Source organism: Acuticoccus sediminis (assembly GCF_003258595.1).
GTDB classification, from domain to species: Bacteria; Pseudomonadota; Alphaproteobacteria; order Rhizobiales; family Amorphaceae; genus Acuticoccus; species Acuticoccus sediminis.
In genome coordinates this window covers 236,456-254,705 of record NZ_QHHQ01000009.1, presented here as the reverse complement: position 1 = coordinate 254,705, position 18,250 = coordinate 236,456, and the positions used below count along the sequence as shown (strand labels likewise).

The window sequence follows — 18,250 nt, the reverse complement described above, 5'->3', positions numbered from 1 at the left end:
AATGGACTGGCTCGGCCCCGCGGAGTGGAAGGCGGTCGCGCTTTCCCTGCGCGTTTCGTTCATGGCGATGCTGGTCAGCCTGCCGCTCGGCATCCTGATCGCCTACGCGCTGGCGCGCTGGTCGTTCCCGGGCAAGCAGGTGCTGAACGGTGTCGTCCATCTGCCGCTGATCCTGCCGCCGGTGGTGACGGGCTACCTCCTGCTCCTGACGTTCGGCACGAAGGGTCCGGTCGGCAGCCTGCTCGCCGAGGCCGGCATCGTCTTCGCGTTCAACTGGACCGGGGCGGCGCTGGCAGCCGGCGTGATGGCGTTTCCGCTGATGGTTCGGGCGATCCGGCTGTCCGTCGAGGCGGTGGACCCGAAGCTCGAACAGGCGAGCGAGACGCTGGGGGCCTCGCCGCTCTGGGTCTTCCTCACCATCACGCTGCCGATGATCCTGCCGGGGATCATCGCCGGGGCGATCCTCTCGTTCGCGAAGGCGATGGGCGAGTTCGGCGCGACGATCACCTTCGTCTCCAACATCCCGGGTCAGACGCGGACGATCCCCTCGGCGATCTACGCCTTCCTGCAGGTGCCGGGCGGCGAGGCGTCGGCGATGAAGCTCGTCCTCGTCTCCGTCGGCGTCGCGATGGCGGCGCTGCTTCTGTCGGAACTGATCGCCCAGCGGGTGGCGAAGCGCGTCGGAGGTCAATGATGCTCGATATCGAAGTGCGTCACGCTTTCGGGGGCTTCGCCCTCGACGTCCGGTTCGAGGCCTCGCCCGGCGCGACGGTTCTCTTCGGCCGCTCCGGCTCGGGCAAGACGACGATCGTCAACGCGGTCGCGGGCCTGCTGAAGCCGGACGCGGGGCGGATCGCGGCGGGAGACTGGGTGCTGTTCGATTCCGCGCGCGGCATCAACCTGCAGCCGCGGCACCGGCGCATCGGCTACATCTTCCAGGAGGGGCGGCTCTTCCCGCATCTCACCGTGCGGCAGAACCTCCTCTACGGGGCATGGTTCGCACCGAAGGACGCGCCGCGCGAGGACATGGCGAGGGTGGTCGACCTGCTGGGCGTCGGCCATCTTCTCGACCGGCGGCCGGGCGCGCTCTCGGGCGGCGAGAAGCAGCGCGTCGCGATCGGGCGCGCGCTCCTCTCGGCGCCCCGGCTGATCCTCGCCGACGAGCCGCTCGCCGCTCTCGACGAGGCCCGCAAGGCGGAGATCCTGCCCTATTTCGAGCGGCTGCGGGACGAGGTGGCGGTGCCGATCCTCTATGTCAGCCACTCGGCCGCCGAGGTCGCGCGGCTGGCGACGACGGTGGTGATGCTGGAACAGGGGCGCGTCGCCCGTCAGGGATCGGCCGCGGAGGTGCTGGGCTCGGCGCAAGTTGCCGCCCTGCCCGGTCCGGAGGCGCTGTCTCCCGCCCCCTTCGCGGCCCAGCCCCGCTTCGCCTGACGGCGGCAGGAGGCGCCCGGCGGGCGTCAGTGCCGGCTCAGCACGTCGTCGAGCATCTCGATCAGGAAGTCCGCTTCGCGCGGGCCGAAGACCAGTGGCGGACGGATCTTCAGGACGTTCGCCTTCGGGCCGGTGGCGCCGATGAGGACGCGCTTCTCGCGCAGGCCGTTGACGATCCGGGCTGCGCCCGCCGCGTCCGCCCCCGCCTCGCCCACGATGTCGATGCCGATGAAGAGCCCCGCGCCGCGGATCTCGCCGATCGCGGCGTGCTCCCCGGCGAGCTCGGCAAGATCCAACCGCAACCGTTCGCTGGTGGTCTTCGCGTTCTCGATGAGGCCCTCGTCCTCGATCACGCCGAGGACGGCGAGCCCGACCGCGCAGGACACGGGATTGCCGCCGAAGGTGTCGAAGTCGCGCGCCGACTGGCCGAAGGCGTCCACCGGGCCGTGGCGGCCGAACAGCGCCGCCACGGGATGGCCGTTGCCCATGGACTTGCCCGCCGTAACGAGGTCCGGGACGACGCGGTGGCGGGAAAAGCCCCACATCCCTGCGCCGGTCCGCCCGAGGCCGGCCTGCACCTCGTCGGCGATGAAGACGGCACCCGCCTCGCGCGCCGCGTCGACCGCCGCCGCCAGGAAGCCGGGCGGATCGGCGCAGACCCCGTCCGAGGCGAAGATCGTGTCGCAGATGAACGCCGCCGGGCGGACGCCGTTGCGGGCGAGGTCGGCGAATGCCGCGCGCACCGCTGCCGCGAAGGCGTCCGCATCCCCGCCGACAGGCGCGGGTACGGTCCGGACATCGGCGCCCAGCGGCACGCCCGGGCCGAGCGATGGCGAGAAGGCGGCGACGTCCGCCGTCGTCCCGTGGCACGCCGTCTCGGTGACGACGACGCCGGTCCCGCCGGTCGCGTGCCGGGCGATGCGCACGGCGAGGTCGTTCGCCTCGCTCCCGGTGCAGGTGAACACCGCGCGGTCGATGGCCGCCGGCAGCGTGGTGAGGAGCCGCTCGGCGTAGTCGACGACCTCGCCGCCGAGGTCGCCCGTGTGGGTGTCGGGGGCACCCGCCTGCCGCGCCAGCGCGCCGACGACCCGCGGATGGCAGTGCCCGACGGAGGCGACGCTGTTGCAGGCGTCGAGGTGGCCGTTGCCGGCGGCGTCGTAGAGGATGCAGCCCTGGCCGCGCACCGGGCGGAACGGCCGCTCGTAGGACAGGCGGGAGGCGCCGCCGGGGAGCCGCTCGCGCCGCTCCAGGAGCGCCGCGCTCTCCGGGCCGAGGGTCACGTCGTCCGAGGGGACGTCGGCGTTCGGCATGCCGGCGGCGGGAGGTTTCATCGCGGGACCGTCGATAGAAGGAGGGAAAGGCGGGGTGACGTCCCCGCGGGCTGCGGGCGTTCGAGGCTGCGGGCGATGCCCGGCACGGTTCGAATGATAGCGCCCTCGCCGCTCCGGTGAACCCTCGCGTTTCGGGCCATCAACCGTCAATCCGCCGGTCCCGGCACGCCGCGCCCGCGTGCATGGCCCTTCGGTGCGATACCAGCACCGGCGGCCACGCGCCCGGGATCACCGCTGCGCCGTGACGCGACATTGACCGGGGCGAGGGTCTCACTTACGGCCCCTCGGTCGACCTCGGACCGGCGGGCACGCCTCTCGGGACCGTGGTCGTCGTCCTCGCGGGCCGTCGCCGACGCGCCCGCCGGCGCTCCCCGGCCGCGGGCGAGCCCGTCCCGCTCCCCCGCGGCCCCCTGCGTCCGGCACGGGGCCCGCCAATCGAAGTCTGGCACCTCTTCATGACCGGCACGCCCCTCCTGATCGACTGCGACCCCGGTGTCGACGATGCGATCGCCATCTTCCTGGCGCTGGCATCGCCCGAACTCGACCTGCAGGCCGTCACGACCGTCGCCGGCAACCGTCCCATCGAGCAGGTGACGCGAAACGCGCGCGGCCTCCTGTCGCTGGCCGGCCGCAGCGACATTCCGGTCCATCAGGGCTGCCACGGCGGCCTCCTGCCCCGCACGGTCCGCTGGTCCAGCGCCCACGGCGACGACGGGCTCGGTGGTCTGGCGCTGCCGGACGAGGGCGCGCCGGTGGCGCCCGGCCACGCGGTGGACGTTCTCGTCGCGCGCATCATGGCGGCGGCGCCCGGCACCGTGACGCTCGCCGCGATCGGCCCGCTGACCAACGTCGCGATGGCGTTCGCGATGGAGCCGTCGCTGCCCTCGCTGCTGAAGCGGCTCGTCATCATGGGCGGTTCGGTCGGCGCGCCGGGCAACATCACGCCGATGGCGGAGTTCAACTTCATGCACGACCCGGTCGCGGCGCATATCGTGCTGACGAGCGGCGCCCCGATCGACCTCTTCGGCCTGAACCTGACACGCCAGGTGCTGGTCTCGGCGGATGTCCTCGAGGATTTCGCGCGGGCCGGCACGCCGTGCACCCAGGCCGCTCGGACGATGCTGGCGGCCTACGCGACCCGCGACTCCGCGATCCACGACCCGTGCGTGATCGCGATGCTCCTCGCCCCGGATCTCTTCACCTCGCACCCCGCCCGCGTCGTCGTCGACTACCGTCCCGGGCCGACCGAAGGCGCCTCGCTCGTCGATCCCACGAACGCGGAGGGCGCGCCGACGGTGAACGTCGTCGACACGGCCGATGCCGGCCGCGTCCTTTCGCTGTTCGTGGAGCGGATCTCGCGCCTCGGGGCGCGGTAGTCCCGGGCCTCCCGGGGCGCCTCTACTCGGCCGCTTGCGCGCGCTGCGGGTCGTCCCTGACGACGACCGTGTCGAGCACGGGGAAGATCTCCGAGGCCGGCATGCCGACGCGCCGGGCGTGCTCGCGGATCGCGTCGGGGCCGGTCGCCTCGTAGATGCAGACCGTGCCGACGCGCCCGTCCGGCTCGCGCACCACGTAGGAACGAATCCAGCGCACGTCGCCCGCCATCTCGTTGCCGACGCGGGTCGATGTTTCCGCGGCCCTCGCGAGCTCGGGCAGGTCCGGCCAGGCGCCGGCGCGGCGAATGACATAAAGCTCCATGACAACCTCTCCTTCTGAAAAATCGGTGGGACGTCGCCCGGTCCGGACGGCGCCCGGTATCGAGACGTCACGCGCGGGGCGCGCCCGCCGTCATCGCTTGAGCGGGACGGTGTAGACCGTGGCGTTGCCCTTGAGGCAGACGTCGCCGGCCTCGTTGCGCACGCTGGTCGCGATGGTGCAGATCGGCTTGTCCGGGCGCACCGTCAGGATCTCGACCCGCCCCGTGATGCGCTCGTCCACGCCGACCGCCTTGAGGAACGACCAGTTGACCTCGAGGAAGACGGTGCCCGGTCCCGGCAGGTCTTCCGCCACGATGGCGTTGAGGATCCCGGAGGTGACGCCGCCCTGCACGATCAGCTTGCCGAACATGCTGCCGCGGGCGAGCGCCTCGTCGTAGTGGAGCGGGTTGCGGTCGCCGGTGATCTCGGTGAACGCCTCGATGTCGCGCATCGAGGTGCGGTGGGAGCGCTCGGCGACCGCGCCGACCTCGGGCCGCCCGGCGATCACGCCGGCCCAGCCGTCCTTGATGATTTCGTCTACCATGGTGCCTCTCCTTGTCTGCGCCGCGCCGGGTGCGTGCCCGCGCGGTCTCGATCGAGGCGCGGCGCCGCTACGGGCCGCGCCGTGCCGGGCCGCCGTCGCGGCCGTGGCGTCAGGCCGGCAGCGCCGCGCCGGCCTCCGGGCCGGGCGCCGGGAGCGTGCCGTGCCGTCGCCGGAGCATCTCGACCTCGCCCTTCATCGCCGCGTTCACGGTCATGTGGAGCGCCTTCAGCCGGTCGAAGCTCCAGTCGAGCGAGGCGATCTCGTCGGTCGCCTCGAGGAAGGGGAGCGAGTGCGCGTCCCGCTCGTCCTGATAGGCGGCGAGCGCCTGCGGCGTGCCGGCGGCGACCGCCTCGGCCAAAAGCTCCGCGTCGCGCAGCGCGTCGGTGATGCCGTGGGCGGTGATCGGGTCCTTGAAGTACCCCGCGTCGCCCACCAGCGCCCACCCGTCGCCGAACGCCTGGCGCAGGTGCCCCGTCTTGCCGCCGAACGCACGGACCTTGCCGTCCATGACCGCGCCCGACAGGCGCTCGCGCAGAGCGGGCGCCCGCGTCGCGATGAGGTGACGATAACTCTCTTCGGGCGTTCCCTGAAGGGACTGGAAGCGCGCCGAGGGGATCGCGACGAAGACGCAGGCGGCTGCATCGTTCGTGGGGATGACCCCGGTCGCGAAGCCGCGGTCGTAGCCCCACTCGTACCCGCCCCAAGTGACCCCCTTCCAGTACGCGAAGAGGACGGCGGTCGCGTGGCCGCCTTCGTGGATCGTGCGCGCCATCACGCTCCGCGCGACCCCCGAGGCGACGCCGTCGGCGCCGATCACGATGCCGGCCCGCACCCGCTCCTGGGTCCCGTCCGGCCGGCGGATGACGGCGCCTTCGACGCGCCCCCCCTCGCTGCGCACCAGTCCGGCAAGCGCGGCGCCGAACTCGATCCGGGCGCCGGCCCCGCCGGCCGCGTCCGCCAGCAGGGCGTCGAGCACCGTCCGGCGCGGGGCGGCGAGCGCGTCGATCCCGTCGACGGGCTTCGTCGGGATGGTGATCCGCTCCTCGCCGTAGGCGAACGTCGCCGACGGCACCGGCGGGGTCCCCGCGGCGCGCAGCCGGTCGAGGAGGCCCCAGTGGTGGAGCTGCATGACGCCGCCCCGCATCAGCGCGTGCGTCGACAGGGCGTCGGACCCGTAGGCCCGCTTCTCGACGACGCGGACCGAGAGGCCCTTGCGGGCGAGAAGCATCGCCGTCGCGGCACCAGCGCACCGTCCGCCGACGATCAGCGCGTCACACCGGGACGGCGCTGCATGGAATGTGGTGGTCATGACAGCCTCCAGTCATGCTGCCTGCCGCCGGTCGAGCTCGCCCCGCAGGATGTCTGCGAGGTCGCGCGCGTCCGGACCGGCGCCGTCGATGAGATGAGACTTCCGGCGGCGCAGGAACGGCAGGCCCATCACGAAGAGGCCCGGCGCCACGACGCCGCCGTCGTGCCGGATCTCCCCCTTCCGGTCGAAGACGGGGAGATCCACGAACGAATGGTCGGGGCGGACCCCGGTCGCCCACAGGACGGTGCGCACGCCCTCCGCCGCGAAATCGAGCGACAGGCGCGGCGCCGCGGGGACGCGCGTCGCCGGCAGGGCATAGGCCGGGGCCACCAGCGCCGTGAGGTCGTGCGTCTCGACCCAGGCATCGATGGCCGCCAGCAGGCGGTTCATCTTCAGGTCGGCCGACGCGCACATGTTGGCGAGGCTGCCGGCGAACTGCGCCCGCCCGTCGCACACGCCGGCGAGACGCCCGACGATCTCGACGCCGATGTCCTGCAGCGCGTTGAGATCGAGCGCCTCCACGCGGTCGTGCCCCTGGAGCTGCATCGACGGTGCCCGCCGCACCCTGGCGACGTCGTCCACCTCGTCAATGGTGACGTCGAGCAGGCCGAGGAGATGCAGCCACGCGTCGATGTCCGCGCCGCGATAATGCCGGGGCCCGCGGGTGTGATGCCCGACGGCGAGAATGACGTCCCGGCCCGAGCGCTGGATCTCCTGCGCGATCTGCACGCCCGAGGCCGACGCACCGACGACGAGCACCCTGCCCCGCGGCAGATCGCAGGCCCGCTTGTAGTCGAGCGCGCTGAGCTGGACGAGGTCGCGCGGAAGGCTCGCCGCGAAGAGCGGGCGCTTCGCCGTGACGGCGGGTCCCGTCGCCAGCACGACCGCGTCGCTCGCGATCATGCCGTGCGAGGTCTCCACCAGGTAGCCACCGCCCCCCGGGCGGACGGCGAGGACGTCCACGCCGGTCTCGATCGGCAGGTCCTCCGCGGCCACGAAGCGGTCGAACGCGTCGACGAGTTCGCGCGCGGACATGTAGCCGTTCTGCTCCGGGCCGGCGTACGGGTGTCCCGGTAGGCCGTTCATCCAGTTGGGGGTGATGAGACGCAGGCTGTCCCAGCGCTGACGCCGCCAGCTGTTGGCCACCTCGCCGCGCTCCAGGACGACATGGTCCACGCCGCGGGCGTTGAGCTCGCGGCTCATGGAGAGCCCGGCCTGACCCGCTCCGACGATTACAGCGTTCACCATTCTCACGACGCTCGTTCCTTCCATTCGGGGCGCGGCGCGCCGTGCGCGCATCGCGTGCGCGGGCGGGCCGACACCTTGGATCCGGGGGAGCCGGGGTGCGAGCGCGTCGCACCCTCGGCCCTGCGTTCAGTGGTTCCGCCGCAGCGGGTGGCCCGCGAGGGCGCACTCCACGTCATGGCGGGTGAGTCCGATGTCCCTCAGCTCGTGGTCGCTGAAGGCGGCCAGGTGCCGATAGTCACGCTGGTTGGCGCGGCGGCGGAGACAGGTCGCCACGGCACCGCGAAGCGAGCGCCAGGGACGGCCGAGCGAGGGGGACGGCAGTTGCGTTTGGTCCAGCACCGTCATGACGACGTACTCCCGAAGGTCGGTGGTGCCGCCCGCGTCAGGCGACGGTGACCACCACGTTCGTTGGGTTGGTGATCAGGTCGAAGACGGCGGACCGTCTCTGCGCCTGCGCGACGATCCCTGCGATCTCGTCCGGCGTGCCGTCGGCGTCGATCTCGAAGCGGACCCTCACGGCGCTGAAGCCGTTGCGCACATCCGCGTCGATCCCGAGGATCCCGTAGAGGTCCATGTCGCCTTCGACGATGGCCTTCGCCGAGTGGAGCTGCACGCCGCGGTTCTGCGCGACCGATGCGACGCCCGCCATCAGGCAGCTCCCCAGCGCCGACAGCACGATCTCGACCGGGGTCGGGGCGCTGTCGGAGGCGGCGAACACTTCCGGGTGATCGGCCTCGACGGCGAAGGCGGTCTTGCGGGTCTGCTCCTCACCCAGCCCGTGGAAGTCTTTGATTACTGAACGACTGTGAACGCCGTCCAGCCAAGAGCATTCGGCGCGCCAGGTGAAATGGGCGGCGGCGGGCGCCTCCTCCAGCGCCTTTCGAGCATTGAGAAGTGCCGCGACGTTCACGCCATTGTTAGCAATTTCTACTTTTGCGTGATCCATGTTAATTTGTCCTTTTTGTTGGCGAATATTCATATGCCGGCTCCTGCGGCGCCTGTTACATACGGAGTGCATGGGATGGTCGTGAGCGCGAAACCGGTCGAAAGCAGTCGAAACGTGCCACCTTCTTCGGTGGTCTCCGCCGAGAAATCCGGCATCATCGACGCCTATCTTCTCTGCCTGCCCGAGAGCTCGGGCTCTTCGCTCTATGGAATGCTGGAGATCCTCGCGGTGACGGGGACGGCCTGGCGCACCGCCTCTCGCGCCGAACCGGGCCGCGCGCTCATCCGCCCCCACGTCGTCAGTCCGACGGGCGAGCCGTATACCGGCCTGCACGGCATCCCCATCCGGCCGGACCTCGCCTTCCGGGACGTCACGGCGCCGGAGGTCGTGATCATCACCGACCTCTGGCTGACGCCGGACGACGCGATCACCGACCGGCACGAGGAGGCGAAGGCCTGGCTGCGGTCCTGCTTCGAGGCGGGGAGCACGATCTATTCGGCCTGCTCGGGCTCGGTTCTGCTGGCGGCGGCCGGGCTCCTCGACGGGCGGATCGCGACGTCGCACTGGGGGCTGGAGGATCTCTTCCGCCGGAGCTTCCCGCTGGTGCGGTTCGAAGTGGGGTCGACCCTGTGCCTGTCGGATCCGACCGGCCGGCTCGTCACCTCAGGCGGGGCGAGCTCCTGGCACGACCTCGCGATCCACATCATCTCGCGCCACACCAGTCCGGGCGAGGCGCTCGACATCGCCAAGTTCTTCCTGATGAAGTGGCACTCGGAGGGGCAGCTTCCCTACTCGGCGCTGGTGCGCCGGCTGCCGCACGCGGACGGCGTCGTGCGCCGGGCAGAGGCCTGGCTCGCCGAGAACTACGCCCAGCCGGACCCCGTCGCGGCGGTGGTGAAGGTGTGCGGCATCGCCGAGCGGAGCCTGAAACGGCGCTTCAAGGATGCCACCGGCACCAGCCTCCTGTGCTACGCGCAGAACCTGCGGATCGAGGCGGCCAAGCGCATCCTCGAGACGGACGACCGGCCGGTCGAGTCGATCGCGACGGCGGTCGGTTACGGCAACCAGACCTTCTTCCGCGAGGTCTTCAAGCGCAGCACCGGACTGACGCCGGCCGCCTACCGGAGGATGTTTCGCCCCTTCGTCAACGCGGCATAGGACGCGGCGCTGCGGCCGTGGGGCGCGCCGCGCCGGCCGGTCACGGGGCGCCGCGCCGGGCGCCTCACGACAACCGGGCGAGGCCCTCCGCCAGCACCGCCACGGCGGCCTCGAAGTCCACCATCTCCATCGCCTCGTCCGGATTGTGGCTGCCGTTCTGGTTGCGCACGAAGAGCATCGCGCTCGGGATGCCGGCGCCGGCGAAGGTCGCTGCGTCGTGGCCCGCGCCGCTCGCCATCGAGAACGACGGCAGCCCCAGCGACTGCTGCGCCGCGCCGAAAGCCGCGCGCAGCGTCGCGTCCATCTCCGCCGGCGTCGAGCCCGTGAGGGGGCCGGGGTCGACGGTGACGCCGTGGGCCGCCTCCACCTCGGCGAAGCGCCGGTGAACGAGGCCGAGCATGCGCTCCAGCGTCTCCTCCTCGTGGCTGCGGATGTCGATCGCGAGGCGCACCTCGCCGGCGATCTTGGAGAAGGCGTGCTCGGCCGGATCGGTGGAGAACATGCCGACGGTGAAGGTCATGTCCCGCCCCTCCGCCTCGAGCGCCAGCCAGTCGGCCTGAAGGCGCATGACGAGGTCGGCGGCGCCGATCAGCGCGTCGGCGCGGTAGGCGCGCGGCACCGCTCCCGAATGGGCGTACTGGCCGAGGACGCGCGCCTCCCGGTAGCGCCGGCTGCCGCGGATCCCGGTGACGACGCCGACGGGCGCATCCTCGGCGATGAGGACCGGCCCCTGCTCGATGTGGAGTTCGACGTAGGCGCGCACGCTGGCGGGATCGACCTGCGGCGTCCCGGCCCGCACGGTCTCCGGATCGAAGCCGAGCTCGGCCATGTGGTCGGCGAGGGTGCGGCCGCTGTCGGCGCGGGTAAGGTCCAGCGTCTCGGGCGGCAGCAGGCCGAGGGCGAGCTTTGACCCGGGGTATGACACCGGGAACCACGTGCTCTCCTCCGCCCGCAGCGCCATGACGACGAGGTCGTCACGCAGGGCATAGCCCGCCTTCTTCCACCCCGCGGCGACGGCGAGGCCGGCGAGGACGCCTGCGGCGCCGTCGAAGTTGCCGCCCATCGGCACCGAATCGAGATGCGAGCCGACGATGATCGCCCTTCCCGTCTCGTCCGTGCCGGGGAGCGTGAGGTAGAGGTTGCCGCCGGCGTCGGTGCGGGCGGAAAGGCCGACGGCAGTGCCGGCGTCGCGCACGAGATCGTGGGCGAACTGCTCGCCCGCGCCGTAGGCGGTGCGCGTGACGCCGCGCCGGTCGGCGGTCTTCTCGGCGAGCTCGTCGAACAGGCGTGCGGCGAGGGCGGTGTCGGCGGGCGGCGGCCCGTTGCCGGCGGCGCTCACCGTGCGCCCTCCGGGACGGGAGACGCGTCGTACGGGCGCCCGGCGCGGTCTGTGATGGATTGGCGCGCGGTCGGCACGGCAACGTCGAACTCAGCCACGAAAACTCCTCGTCGGACGACAGGCTCCTGGGGTGACGGCCGAAGCATGGGCGAACCGCGCGAAGGCCACAAGCGCTCGGCGGCGCCCGGTCCGGCCGCGGCCGCATGGTGCGTGCAACTGCGGTGCCGACCTCCCGGTCCCGCGCGCCGCCGGCCGGAGCGGAAACGCGCGCGCGTCATTGCTCCGGCGCGGCAGGCCCGGTAGATCGGCGGCTGCCGGCCGCGTCGTCGCGGGCGGCGTCGCCCTGCCCGCGCGCAGGTCCCGACGGGTCGGAGCCGTGCGAGGCGGCCGGCCGGTCCGGCCGGCGCGTTCCCGCCATCCCGCCCGTCCCAACGGAAGACCTGCACACTCGATGACCTTCACGATCCCCCTTGTCGCGCGCGGCAACGTCGACGCCTGGACCGCGGCGCTGAGCACGGCGATGCCAGAGGCCCGCATCGTCCCCTTCGCCGACACCACCGAGGCGGAGCGGGCGTCCGCCGTCGTCGCCATCGCCGCCAATCCGGATCCGGCCGAGCTGGCGCAGCTTCCGAACCTCGTCTGGGTGCAGAGCCTCTGGGCGGGGGTGGAGCGGATGGTTGCCGAGCTTCCGCGCGGGCTGACGGTGGTGCGGCTCGTCGACCCGCAGCTCGCCGAGACCATGGCCGAGGCGGTCCTCGCCTTCACGCTCTACCTCTTCCGGGAGGTGCCGCACTATCGCCGCGCGCAGGAGGCCAGGCGCTGGGACCCGCTGCTCCTGCGCCTTCCCGACGAGATGCCGGTCGGCATCCTCGGACTGGGCAACCTGGGGCGCGCGGCGGCCCGCCGGCTGATGGCCCAGGGCTTCCCGGTCCTCGGCTGGAACCGCACGAGCCGCCCGATGGAGGGCGTCGAGACGTTCTGGGGCGCGGACGGCCTCGACGCCATGCTGGAACGCACCAAGGTGGCGGTCGTTCTGCTGCCGCTGACGCCGGAGACGCGCGGCCTCGTCGATGCCGCGGCGCTGGCGCGCCTTCCCGAAGGGGCCTCGCTCATCAACTTCGCGCGCGGGCCCATCGTCGACACCGGCGCGCTGATCGCGGCGCTCGACACGGGCCGCCTCTCCCACGCGGTCCTCGACGTGTTCGACGAGGAGCCGCTGCCGGCGGAGAGCCCGCTGTGGTCCCACCCGGGGATCACCGTGCTGCCCCACGTCTCGGCCCCGACGCACCGGGCCACGGCGGCGGCGATCGTCGCGACGAACATCCGCGCCTTCCGCGAGAGCGGCACCATCCCCGAGGCGGTGGACCGGATGCGCGGCTACTGAACAGCGTCGCGGGGGCCGGCGCTTTCGGACCGCCCCCCGCGAGCACCTTTGCCGCGGGGCGGCGTTACTGCGCCGTCATCCCGATCGCCTTGAGCTGCTCGCCGATCGTCTCGCGGCCCTCGACGACGAACTTGCGGTAGTCCTCGCCGGACATGAAGTCCGGGTCCATGCCGAGGTTCTTGAACTGCGCCTGCACTTCGGGGTCGCTCATCGCCTTGGAGAAGGCGGTCTGGAGGATCTCGATCTTGCCGGGATCCGTGCCCGCCGGAGCGGACAGGCCGGACCAGCTGTCGATCGCGATCTCGTAGCCGAGGTCCTGCAGGGTCGGCACGTCGGGCAGCTCGAACCAGCGCACCGGGCTCAGGGAGGCCAGCATCCGCATCTCGCCCGACTTCACGTGCTTGACGATGTCGGTCGGGTTCTGCGCCGTCGCGTCGACCTCGCCGGCGAGGAGCGCCACCGCGGAGTCGTTGCCGCTCGGATAGGGGATCCAGTCGAACCGGCCGCCGGTCGCCTCGGCGAGCTGGTGCAGCGCGATGTTGTTCGGCGGTCCCGAGGCGCTGATCGTCACCTTGCCATCCTTCGCCTTGGCGACGAAGTCCTCGAACGTCTCGAACTCGGAGTCGGCGCGCACGGCGAGGCCGTAGCGGTAGCGCCCGGTGCCGGCGAGGAAGGCGAAGTCCTCGAGCTTGTAGGGGACTTCGCGCATGTTGGGCTGGATCGCCATGGGCGAGAAGCTCGTCACGCCGATCGTGTAGCCGTCGTTGCGCGAGTTGGCGAGGACGGTGGGGCCGACGGTCCCGGCGCCGCCGGCGCGGTTCACCACCTTGAGCGGCACGCCGAGGTGCTGCTCGGCCGCCTTGGCGAGCGTGCGGGTGGAGAGGTCGGTCGCACCGCCGGCACCGTAGTTCACGATGACGGTGATCTCCTTCGCCGGATAGTCCTCCGCCGAGGCGGTTCCGGCCGCGCACAGGATGGCCGACGCGGCCAGCGCGAAGAATGCCGAGCGCTTCATGATTTCCTCCAGTATGTGTTGGGCCCCGTCGCGGGGCCGTTTCAGACCGAGCCGAGGCCCGGAAGGGTCAGTCCGAGCAGTTCCACCGCGACGACGCGGATCGCGAGCGCCGTCCCGAGCGAGACGAGTGCGAGGGGGAGCGGCCGGTAGACGCCGCAGATGACCGCGAACGCGCCCGTCGCGAGCACGGTCGCCGCCGTGAAGCCGGCGAGCGGCGCGAGCAGCGCGAACGCGCACCCGCCCGCGAGGACGCCGACGACGCGCCCCATGCCGGTCCAGTCGACCTCGACCGCCGGGACCTTGCCGCGCTTGGCGATGCCGCCGATCAGGATGCCGGCGCCGATCACCGCGAGGAGCGCGGCGAGGATCTTCGGGTAGAGGCGCGCGTGGGAGCTGAAGCCGGCGACCTCCTGGACCTGCGCGTCGACGACGCCGAGGAGGCCGGCGGCGCCGATGACGACCAGGACGGCGCCCGACAGGATGTCGCCCCTGGCGGCTGCGTTGGCGAGCTTCATGACGCCCTCCCCGTCTCGGTGGCCACCTCGCCCTCCTCCGCCCGCAGCGCCCCGCGCTGGCGCAGGACCAGCGCCACGGAGACCGCGACGAAGATCCACAGCCCGATGGCGAGCGGTGAGCCGACGAAGACGCTGAAGTCACCGTCCGACAGGCGCAGCGCGCGGCGCAGGTTCTCCTCCATGAGCGGCGCCAGGATGAAGCCGATGAGGAGCGGCGCGCGCGGGAAGCCGAGCTTGGTCATGACGTAGCCGATGAGGCCGAACACCAGCATCACCCACACGTCGAACATCGACTGGTTCAGCCCGTAGGCGCCGACGATGCACAGCATGAGGACGACCGGCATGAGGAACCGCGTCGGCGTGCGGGCGACGCGGGAGAACGCCGGCAGCATCGCCCTCGCGACCACGAAGAGGACGAGGTTGGCGACGATCAGCCCCGCGAAGAGCCCGTAGACCACGTCCGGCGCTTCCTTGAAGATCAGTGGTCCCGGCGACAAGCCGTGGATGAGGAAGGCGCCGACGAGGATCGCCGCCATCGTGTCCCCGGGGATGCCGAGGCCGAGGAGCGGGATGAGGTTGGCGCCGCTGACGGCGTTGTTGCCGGCCTCCGCCCCCGCGATCCCTTCGAGCGAGCCCTTGCCAAACTCCTCCTTGCGCCTCGAGGTGCGCCACGCCGCGTCGTAGCCGAGGAAGGCGCCGAGCGTCGGGCCGAGGCCGGGGATGATGCCGACGAGACCGCCGATCACGGCGCCCAGCGCGATCGGCCTCGCGATCAGCCGGGCGTCCTTGCCGGTGATGCGCCTGTCGTCCCGGGTCGCGGCCTTGGGCAGGGCGCGGATGCCGGCCCCGTGCCCAGACTCGATCTGCACCAGGATCTCCGAGAGCGTCAGCAGGCCGATCAGCATCGGCACGAGCTCGATCCCGCCGTAGAAGTCGATGACGCCGAAGGAGAAGCGCGGCACGCCCGACATCGGGTCGAGGCCGATGAGCGCGACGGCGGCGCCCAGGATCGCCGAGGCAACGCCCTTCCACAGCGAGCGGCCCGAGACCGCGGCCACCACCGTGAGGCCGAGGATCGCGACGATCATGTACTCCACCGCGCCGAAGGCGAGCGCGATCCGGGCGAGCTGCACGGCGAGGAGGATGAGCAGCACGTCGGTCGCGAGGTCGGCGATGACGGAGGAGACGAGCGCAACCTTGAGCGCCTTCTCCGACTGTCCCTTGCGGGCGAGCGCGTAGCCGTCCTGCACCGTCGCGGCGCTCGCCGGCGTGCCGGGGGCGGCCACCAGGATCGCGGCGATCGAGCCGCCGAAGATGCCGCCCTTGTAGGCGCCCAGCAGCATGAGCATGCTCGCCACCGGCGGCATGGTGAAGGTGAAGGGGATCACGATGGCGATCGCCATCGTCGCGGTGAGGCCGGGGATGGCGCCGAGGACGACCCCGAGGCCGACGCCGGCGGTCAGGTAGGCCATCGTCTCCAGCGCGAAGATCTGGGCGAAGCCCTGGACGAGCGGCTCCATCAGGGCGCGCCGCGTCCCGGCAGGGGGCCGCCGGGCGGCCGTGTCGTCGTCTCGCTCATTCGCTCCTCCCAAGCGTTTCTGTGTGGGTTTGGACCCGCCTCCGGCCGCGCTGTTCCCGCGCGTTCCCTTCGGACGGGTGTCAGGCGTTGAAGGGCAGCCTCAGGCCGGGGCGGCTCCATGGCATGCGCACGAGCTGGCCGGTGGAGGACAGCGTGATGTAGGCGGTCGTCATGTCCTCGCCGCCGAAGGCGATGTTGGTGGCGTAGGCGTCCGGCATCGGCACCTCCTCCACCACGCTCCCGTCCGGCGCGAAGACGACGATGGCGCCGGTGTAGATCTGCGCCACGGCGACGCTCCCGTCCGCCTCGACCGCGAGGGAATCGAAGCCGCGCAGTCCGGTCGGCGAGGCGGCGAGATGGCCGCCGTGCCGGGCGCCGGGCCGCACCTCGACAGCGACCTCTCCGGGGCCCACGATCGAGAAGGCCCAGAGGCGCGCGGTGAAGGTCTCCACCGTCCAGAGCGTCGTCTCGTCCGGCGAGAGGCCGATGCCGTTGGGGCTGTGGATCGGGAACACGACCTCCTTGAGGCCGGAGCCGTCGACGCGGCCGTAGCAGAGGGCGCCGAGGTCCATCTCGCGGTGGCGCACCTTGCCGTGGTCGGTGATCCAGAAGCCGCCGTCGGAATCGAAGACGATGTCGTTCGGCCCCTTCAGCGGCGCCTGGTCGCTCGCGGTGTAGAGCGTCGTGACCGCGCCGGTCGCGAGGTCGACCCGCTGGATGCTGCCGGTCACGTAGTCGTCGGCCTGACCGGCCGGGCGCAGGCCCGCCGCGTCCTCGGTCCAGCGGAAGCCGCCGTTGTTGCACACGTAGAGCGCGCCGTCCGGGCCGATCGCTGCCCCGTTCGGGCCGCCGCCGGTTTCGGCCACGGTCGACCGGGTGCCGTCGCCCGCGATGCGGGTGACACGGCCGGCGCCGATCTCCACCACCAGCACCGAGCCGTCCGCCATGACGACCGGGCCTTCGGGGAATCGCAGCCCGGTGGCGAGGATTTCCATCTTCGAGACGCTCACGTCAGCTCCTGGGCAGGAAGGGGCGCGTCCCACAGGGCGCGCGATTTGGCGAAGGAGAGCTCGGCGAAGGAGACGTCCATCGAGGTCCGCACGTCGATCACCGCCGGGCGGCCCGAGCACGTCGCCTCGAGGGCGCCGGCGATGGCCTCGGCGAGCTCGTTCTTGTCGTGCGCGCTGGTTCCGAAGCAGCCCATCCCCGCGGCGATCGCCGCGTAGTCCATTCGGGCGAACTGGGTGGCGAAGGGGCCGCGCGAATGCTGCGACCAGCCGAGCGCGTCGTTGTTCATGACGACCACGATGATCGGCAGGTCCGCCTCCACCGCGGTGATGAGGCCGTTCATCGTCATCGCGAAGCCGCCGTCGCCGCAGAACGCGACCACCGGGGCGTCCGGCGCGAGGAGCTTGCGGGCGAGCGCGGAGGGGATCGCGTAGCCCATCGGCCCGGCCCCCGCCGCCTGGATGAACCGCTCGACGCCGCGCGAGCGCAGGTAGTGGAGCATGAAGATGCGGTTCTCGCCCGCGTCGCAGGTGTAGATCGCCTCGTCCGGCAGGCTCTCCTGCATGCCGGCGATGATCTCGTGCGGGTGGAGCCCGCCGGACGTGGCGTCGGAGGCGGGGAGCGGCACGGTGCGGGGAACGTTCCCGGCGATGGTGCTGCGGACCGGAGCGCGGTCCCAGGCGTCGGCGATCGCGCCGAGGAGGTCGGCAGCGTCCCCCGGCAGCGTCGCCGTCGCGGGGAAGGTCCAGGAGAGGTTGCGCGGCTCGATGTCGATCTGGACGAGCGTCTGCCGGCGCGGGTCGATCAGCGCCGGGTCGGCGTTGGCGGTGTCCGACGCCGACATCTTGGTCCCGACCGCGAGGATGAGGTCGGCCGAGCCGACCGCGCGGTTGGCCGACGGGTTGCCGTAGGCGCCGTAGACGCCGAGGCTCGCGGCGTCCGTCTCGTCGAACACGCCCTTGCCGGAGGGGGACGTGACGACGGGCATCCCGGTTACCGCCGCGAGGCGGGCGAGCGCGGCCTGCGCGCCGGCGATCCTGACGCCGTTGCCGGCGAGGATCAGCGGCCGCTCTGCTCCGCGCAGGAGGGCGAGCGTCGTGCCGATGTCGGGCCGGCCGAGCGCCGGAGCGGCGACGAAGGGGGCGGCGGGGTAGATCTTCGGCAGCGCGTCGCCGCCGGCGAGGCCGTCGAGCGCGCGGATGCCGTAGATCATCGCCACCGGCCCCGGCTGCCCGGCGAGGGCGTGCTTCACCGCAAGCTGCGTGGCGACGACGGCCGCGTTCGGCGCATCGGCGGTGAACACTTCCTTGGTGATCGCGCCGAAGGCCTGCCGCGCGTCCCAGTTGCCGTACTCGCCCGTTCCGGACTGGTACGGGGCGTGGAGCGAGAAGGCGGGCGTGTCGGAGAAATCCGTCAGGAGGAGGAGCGGGCTCGAGGACAGGTGCGCCTCGATCGTGCCGAGGAGGCCGTTGCCGAGGATCCACGGGCCCTGACCGAGGACGACGCCGGGAACGCCCGTCATCCGGCCGATCGTCTCGGCCATCACCGCGCCGAGGCTCTCCTCGCGCACGAGGACGGTGCGGATCGCGTCCTGCCGCTTCTCCAGTGCGCCGAAGATGCGCCCGGTGTGCCCCCCGGAGAGGCCGAAGACGTAACGGACCCCCGCGGCGACGAGCACGTCGACGATGGCGTCGGCCGTGGGGACGGGGGTCGGGTAGAGGGGCTCGAACGGCACGCGGTGCT

General features: G+C 72.1%; 17 protein-coding genes and 1 pseudogene. 5 read left to right on the top strand and 13 right to left on the bottom strand.

Annotated features, from left to right (window positions below; genetic code table 11):
* Position 1: 1 nt before the first annotated feature.
* Positions 2 to 694, top strand: a complete 693-nt coding sequence (gene modB / locus DLJ53_RS30045) for a molybdate ABC transporter permease subunit (RefSeq protein ID WP_111352002.1) — start codon at positions 2 to 4, stop codon at positions 692 to 694.
* Positions 691 to 1,368 (top strand): annotated as a pseudogene (gene modC, locus DLJ53_RS30040) (molybdenum ABC transporter ATP-binding protein); the annotation flags it as partial. The gene modB and the pseudogene modC, both read left to right, overlap by 4 nt.
* 92 nt (positions 1,369 to 1,460) lie before the next feature.
* On the opposite strand, the gene DLJ53_RS30035 reads toward modC, so the two are convergent.
* A complete protein-coding gene (locus tag DLJ53_RS30035) occupies positions 1,461 to 2,765 on the bottom strand; it encodes an aspartate aminotransferase family protein (RefSeq protein WP_244935192.1) in 1,305 nt (434 codons plus the stop codon).
* A gap of 455 nt (positions 2,766 to 3,220) precedes the next feature.
* On the opposite strand from DLJ53_RS30035, the gene DLJ53_RS30030 reads away from it, so the two are divergent.
* Complete coding sequence (locus tag DLJ53_RS30030; RefSeq protein ID WP_111352000.1) at positions 3,221 to 4,141, top strand: nucleoside hydrolase; 921 nt, start codon at positions 3,221 to 3,223, stop codon at positions 4,139 to 4,141.
* A 22-nt stretch (positions 4,142 to 4,163) separates the two neighbouring features.
* On the opposite strand, the gene DLJ53_RS30025 is transcribed toward DLJ53_RS30030, so the two are convergent.
* The 6 genes from DLJ53_RS30025 to DLJ53_RS30000 all read right to left on the bottom strand — a co-directional run bounded on the left by DLJ53_RS30025 (position 4,164) and on the right by DLJ53_RS30000 (position 8,542).
* Positions 4,164 to 4,463 (bottom strand): DUF4242 domain-containing protein, encoded by a 300-nt coding sequence (locus DLJ53_RS30025; RefSeq protein WP_111351999.1) that lies wholly within the window; start codon positions 4,461 to 4,463, stop codon positions 4,164 to 4,166.
* Positions 4,464 to 4,553: 90 nt separating this feature from the next.
* Positions 4,554 to 5,006 (bottom strand): MaoC family dehydratase, encoded by a 453-nt coding sequence (locus DLJ53_RS30020; RefSeq protein ID WP_111351998.1) that lies wholly within the window; start codon positions 5,004 to 5,006, stop codon positions 4,554 to 4,556.
* Between the two features lie 109 nt (positions 5,007 to 5,115).
* Complete coding sequence (locus DLJ53_RS30015) at positions 5,116 to 6,315, bottom strand: FAD-dependent oxidoreductase (RefSeq protein WP_111351997.1); 1,200 nt, start codon at positions 6,313 to 6,315, stop codon at positions 5,116 to 5,118.
* Between the two features lie 12 nt (positions 6,316 to 6,327).
* Entirely contained in the window at positions 6,328 to 7,563 is a 1,236-nt protein-coding gene (locus DLJ53_RS30010) for an NAD(P)-binding domain-containing protein (RefSeq protein ID WP_111351996.1), read from the bottom strand.
* Positions 7,564 to 7,689: 126 nt separating this feature from the next.
* The gene (locus DLJ53_RS30005; protein ID WP_111351995.1) at positions 7,690 to 7,908 is read right to left on the bottom strand and encodes a DUF1127 domain-containing protein; all 219 of its coding nucleotides are present in this window, start codon (positions 7,906 to 7,908) and stop codon (positions 7,690 to 7,692) included.
* A 37-nt stretch (positions 7,909 to 7,945) separates the two neighbouring features.
* Positions 7,946 to 8,542 carry an OsmC family protein gene (locus tag DLJ53_RS30000; RefSeq protein WP_202913432.1) on the bottom strand — a complete coding sequence of 199 codons (597 nt, stop codon included), beginning with the start codon at positions 8,540 to 8,542 and terminating at the stop codon, positions 7,946 to 7,948.
* Between the two features lie 81 nt (positions 8,543 to 8,623).
* On the opposite strand from DLJ53_RS30000, the gene DLJ53_RS29995 reads away from it, so the two are divergent.
* A complete protein-coding gene (locus DLJ53_RS29995; protein ID WP_202913431.1) occupies positions 8,624 to 9,667 on the top strand; it encodes a GlxA family transcriptional regulator in 1,044 nt (347 codons plus the stop codon).
* 64 nt (positions 9,668 to 9,731) lie between these two features.
* Here the strand turns inward: DLJ53_RS29995 and DLJ53_RS29990 are convergent, their stop codons facing one another.
* Positions 9,732 to 11,006, bottom strand: coding sequence for a Zn-dependent hydrolase (locus DLJ53_RS29990; RefSeq protein WP_111351992.1), 1,275 nt, complete (start codon positions 11,004 to 11,006; stop codon positions 9,732 to 9,734).
* Positions 11,007 to 11,457: 451 nt separating this feature from the next.
* Here DLJ53_RS29990 and DLJ53_RS29985 point away from each other — a divergent pair, with 451 nt between their 5' ends.
* Positions 11,458 to 12,390: a 2-hydroxyacid dehydrogenase gene (locus tag DLJ53_RS29985; protein ID WP_111351991.1), complete on the top strand. Its 933-nt coding sequence runs from the start codon at positions 11,458 to 11,460 to the stop codon at positions 12,388 to 12,390.
* 64 nt (positions 12,391 to 12,454) lie between these two features.
* On the opposite strand, the gene DLJ53_RS29980 is transcribed toward DLJ53_RS29985, so the two are convergent.
* The 5 genes from DLJ53_RS29980 to DLJ53_RS29960 all read right to left on the bottom strand — a co-directional run bounded on the left by DLJ53_RS29980 (position 12,455) and on the right by DLJ53_RS29960 (position 18,242).
* Positions 12,455 to 13,405 carry a Bug family tripartite tricarboxylate transporter substrate binding protein gene (locus tag DLJ53_RS29980; RefSeq protein WP_111351990.1) on the bottom strand — a complete coding sequence of 317 codons (951 nt, stop codon included), beginning with the start codon at positions 13,403 to 13,405 and terminating at the stop codon, positions 12,455 to 12,457.
* A gap of 41 nt (positions 13,406 to 13,446) precedes the next feature.
* Positions 13,447 to 13,920: a tripartite tricarboxylate transporter TctB family protein gene (locus DLJ53_RS29975; protein WP_111351989.1), complete on the bottom strand. Its 474-nt coding sequence runs from the start codon at positions 13,918 to 13,920 to the stop codon at positions 13,447 to 13,449.
* Positions 13,917 to 15,440, bottom strand: a complete 1,524-nt coding sequence (locus DLJ53_RS29970) for a tripartite tricarboxylate transporter permease (RefSeq protein WP_111351988.1) — start codon at positions 15,438 to 15,440, stop codon at positions 13,917 to 13,919. Before DLJ53_RS29970 ends, DLJ53_RS29975 begins: the two co-directional genes overlap by 4 nt.
* Positions 15,441 to 15,579: 139 nt before the next feature.
* On the bottom strand, positions 15,580 to 16,494 hold the full coding sequence (locus DLJ53_RS29965) for an SMP-30/gluconolactonase/LRE family protein (RefSeq protein WP_111352043.1): 915 nt from the start codon (positions 16,492 to 16,494) through the stop codon (positions 15,580 to 15,582).
* An 11-nt stretch (positions 16,495 to 16,505) separates the two neighbouring features.
* Positions 16,506 to 18,242 (bottom strand): thiamine pyrophosphate-binding protein, encoded by a 1,737-nt coding sequence (locus tag DLJ53_RS29960; RefSeq protein WP_111351987.1) that lies wholly within the window; start codon positions 18,240 to 18,242, stop codon positions 16,506 to 16,508.
* Between the last annotated feature and the right edge of the window lie 8 nt (positions 18,243 to 18,250).

What these genes read in the sequence shown, in the direction of transcription:
- modB (WP_111352002.1), top strand. Translation starts at nt 2, where the DNA reads ATGGACTGGCTCGGCCCCGCGGAGTGGAAGGCGGTCGCGCTTTCCCTG.
- DLJ53_RS30035 (WP_244935192.1), bottom strand. Translation starts at nt 2,765, where the DNA reads ATGAAACCTCCCGCCGCCGGCATGCCGAACGCCGACGTCCCCTCGGAC.
- DLJ53_RS30030 (WP_111352000.1), top strand. Translation starts at nt 3,221, where the DNA reads ATGACCGGCACGCCCCTCCTGATCGACTGCGACCCCGGTGTCGACGAT.
- DLJ53_RS30025 (WP_111351999.1), bottom strand. Translation starts at nt 4,463, where the DNA reads ATGGAGCTTTATGTCATTCGCCGCGCCGGCGCCTGGCCGGACCTGCCC.
- DLJ53_RS30020 (WP_111351998.1), bottom strand. Translation starts at nt 5,006, where the DNA reads ATGGTAGACGAAATCATCAAGGACGGCTGGGCCGGCGTGATCGCCGGG.
- DLJ53_RS30015 (WP_111351997.1), bottom strand. Translation starts at nt 6,315, where the DNA reads ATGACCACCACATTCCATGCAGCGCCGTCCCGGTGTGACGCGCTGATC.
- DLJ53_RS30010 (WP_111351996.1), bottom strand. Translation starts at nt 7,563, where the DNA reads ATGGTGAACGCTGTAATCGTCGGAGCGGGTCAGGCCGGGCTCTCCATG.
- DLJ53_RS30005 (WP_111351995.1), bottom strand. Translation starts at nt 7,908, where the DNA reads ATGACGGTGCTGGACCAAACGCAACTGCCGTCCCCCTCGCTCGGCCGT.
- DLJ53_RS30000 (WP_202913432.1), bottom strand. Translation starts at nt 8,542, where the DNA reads ATGAATATTCGCCAACAAAAAGGACAAATTAACATGGATCACGCAAAA.
- DLJ53_RS29985 (WP_111351991.1), top strand. Translation starts at nt 11,458, where the DNA reads ATGACCTTCACGATCCCCCTTGTCGCGCGCGGCAACGTCGACGCCTGG.
- DLJ53_RS29980 (WP_111351990.1), bottom strand. Translation starts at nt 13,405, where the DNA reads ATGAAGCGCTCGGCATTCTTCGCGCTGGCCGCGTCGGCCATCCTGTGC.
- DLJ53_RS29975 (WP_111351989.1), bottom strand. Translation starts at nt 13,920, where the DNA reads ATGAAGCTCGCCAACGCAGCCGCCAGGGGCGACATCCTGTCGGGCGCC.
- DLJ53_RS29970 (WP_111351988.1), bottom strand. Translation starts at nt 15,440, where the DNA reads ATGGAGCCGCTCGTCCAGGGCTTCGCCCAGATCTTCGCGCTGGAGACG.
- DLJ53_RS29965 (WP_111352043.1), bottom strand. Translation starts at nt 16,494, where the DNA reads ATGGAAATCCTCGCCACCGGGCTGCGATTCCCCGAAGGCCCGGTCGTC.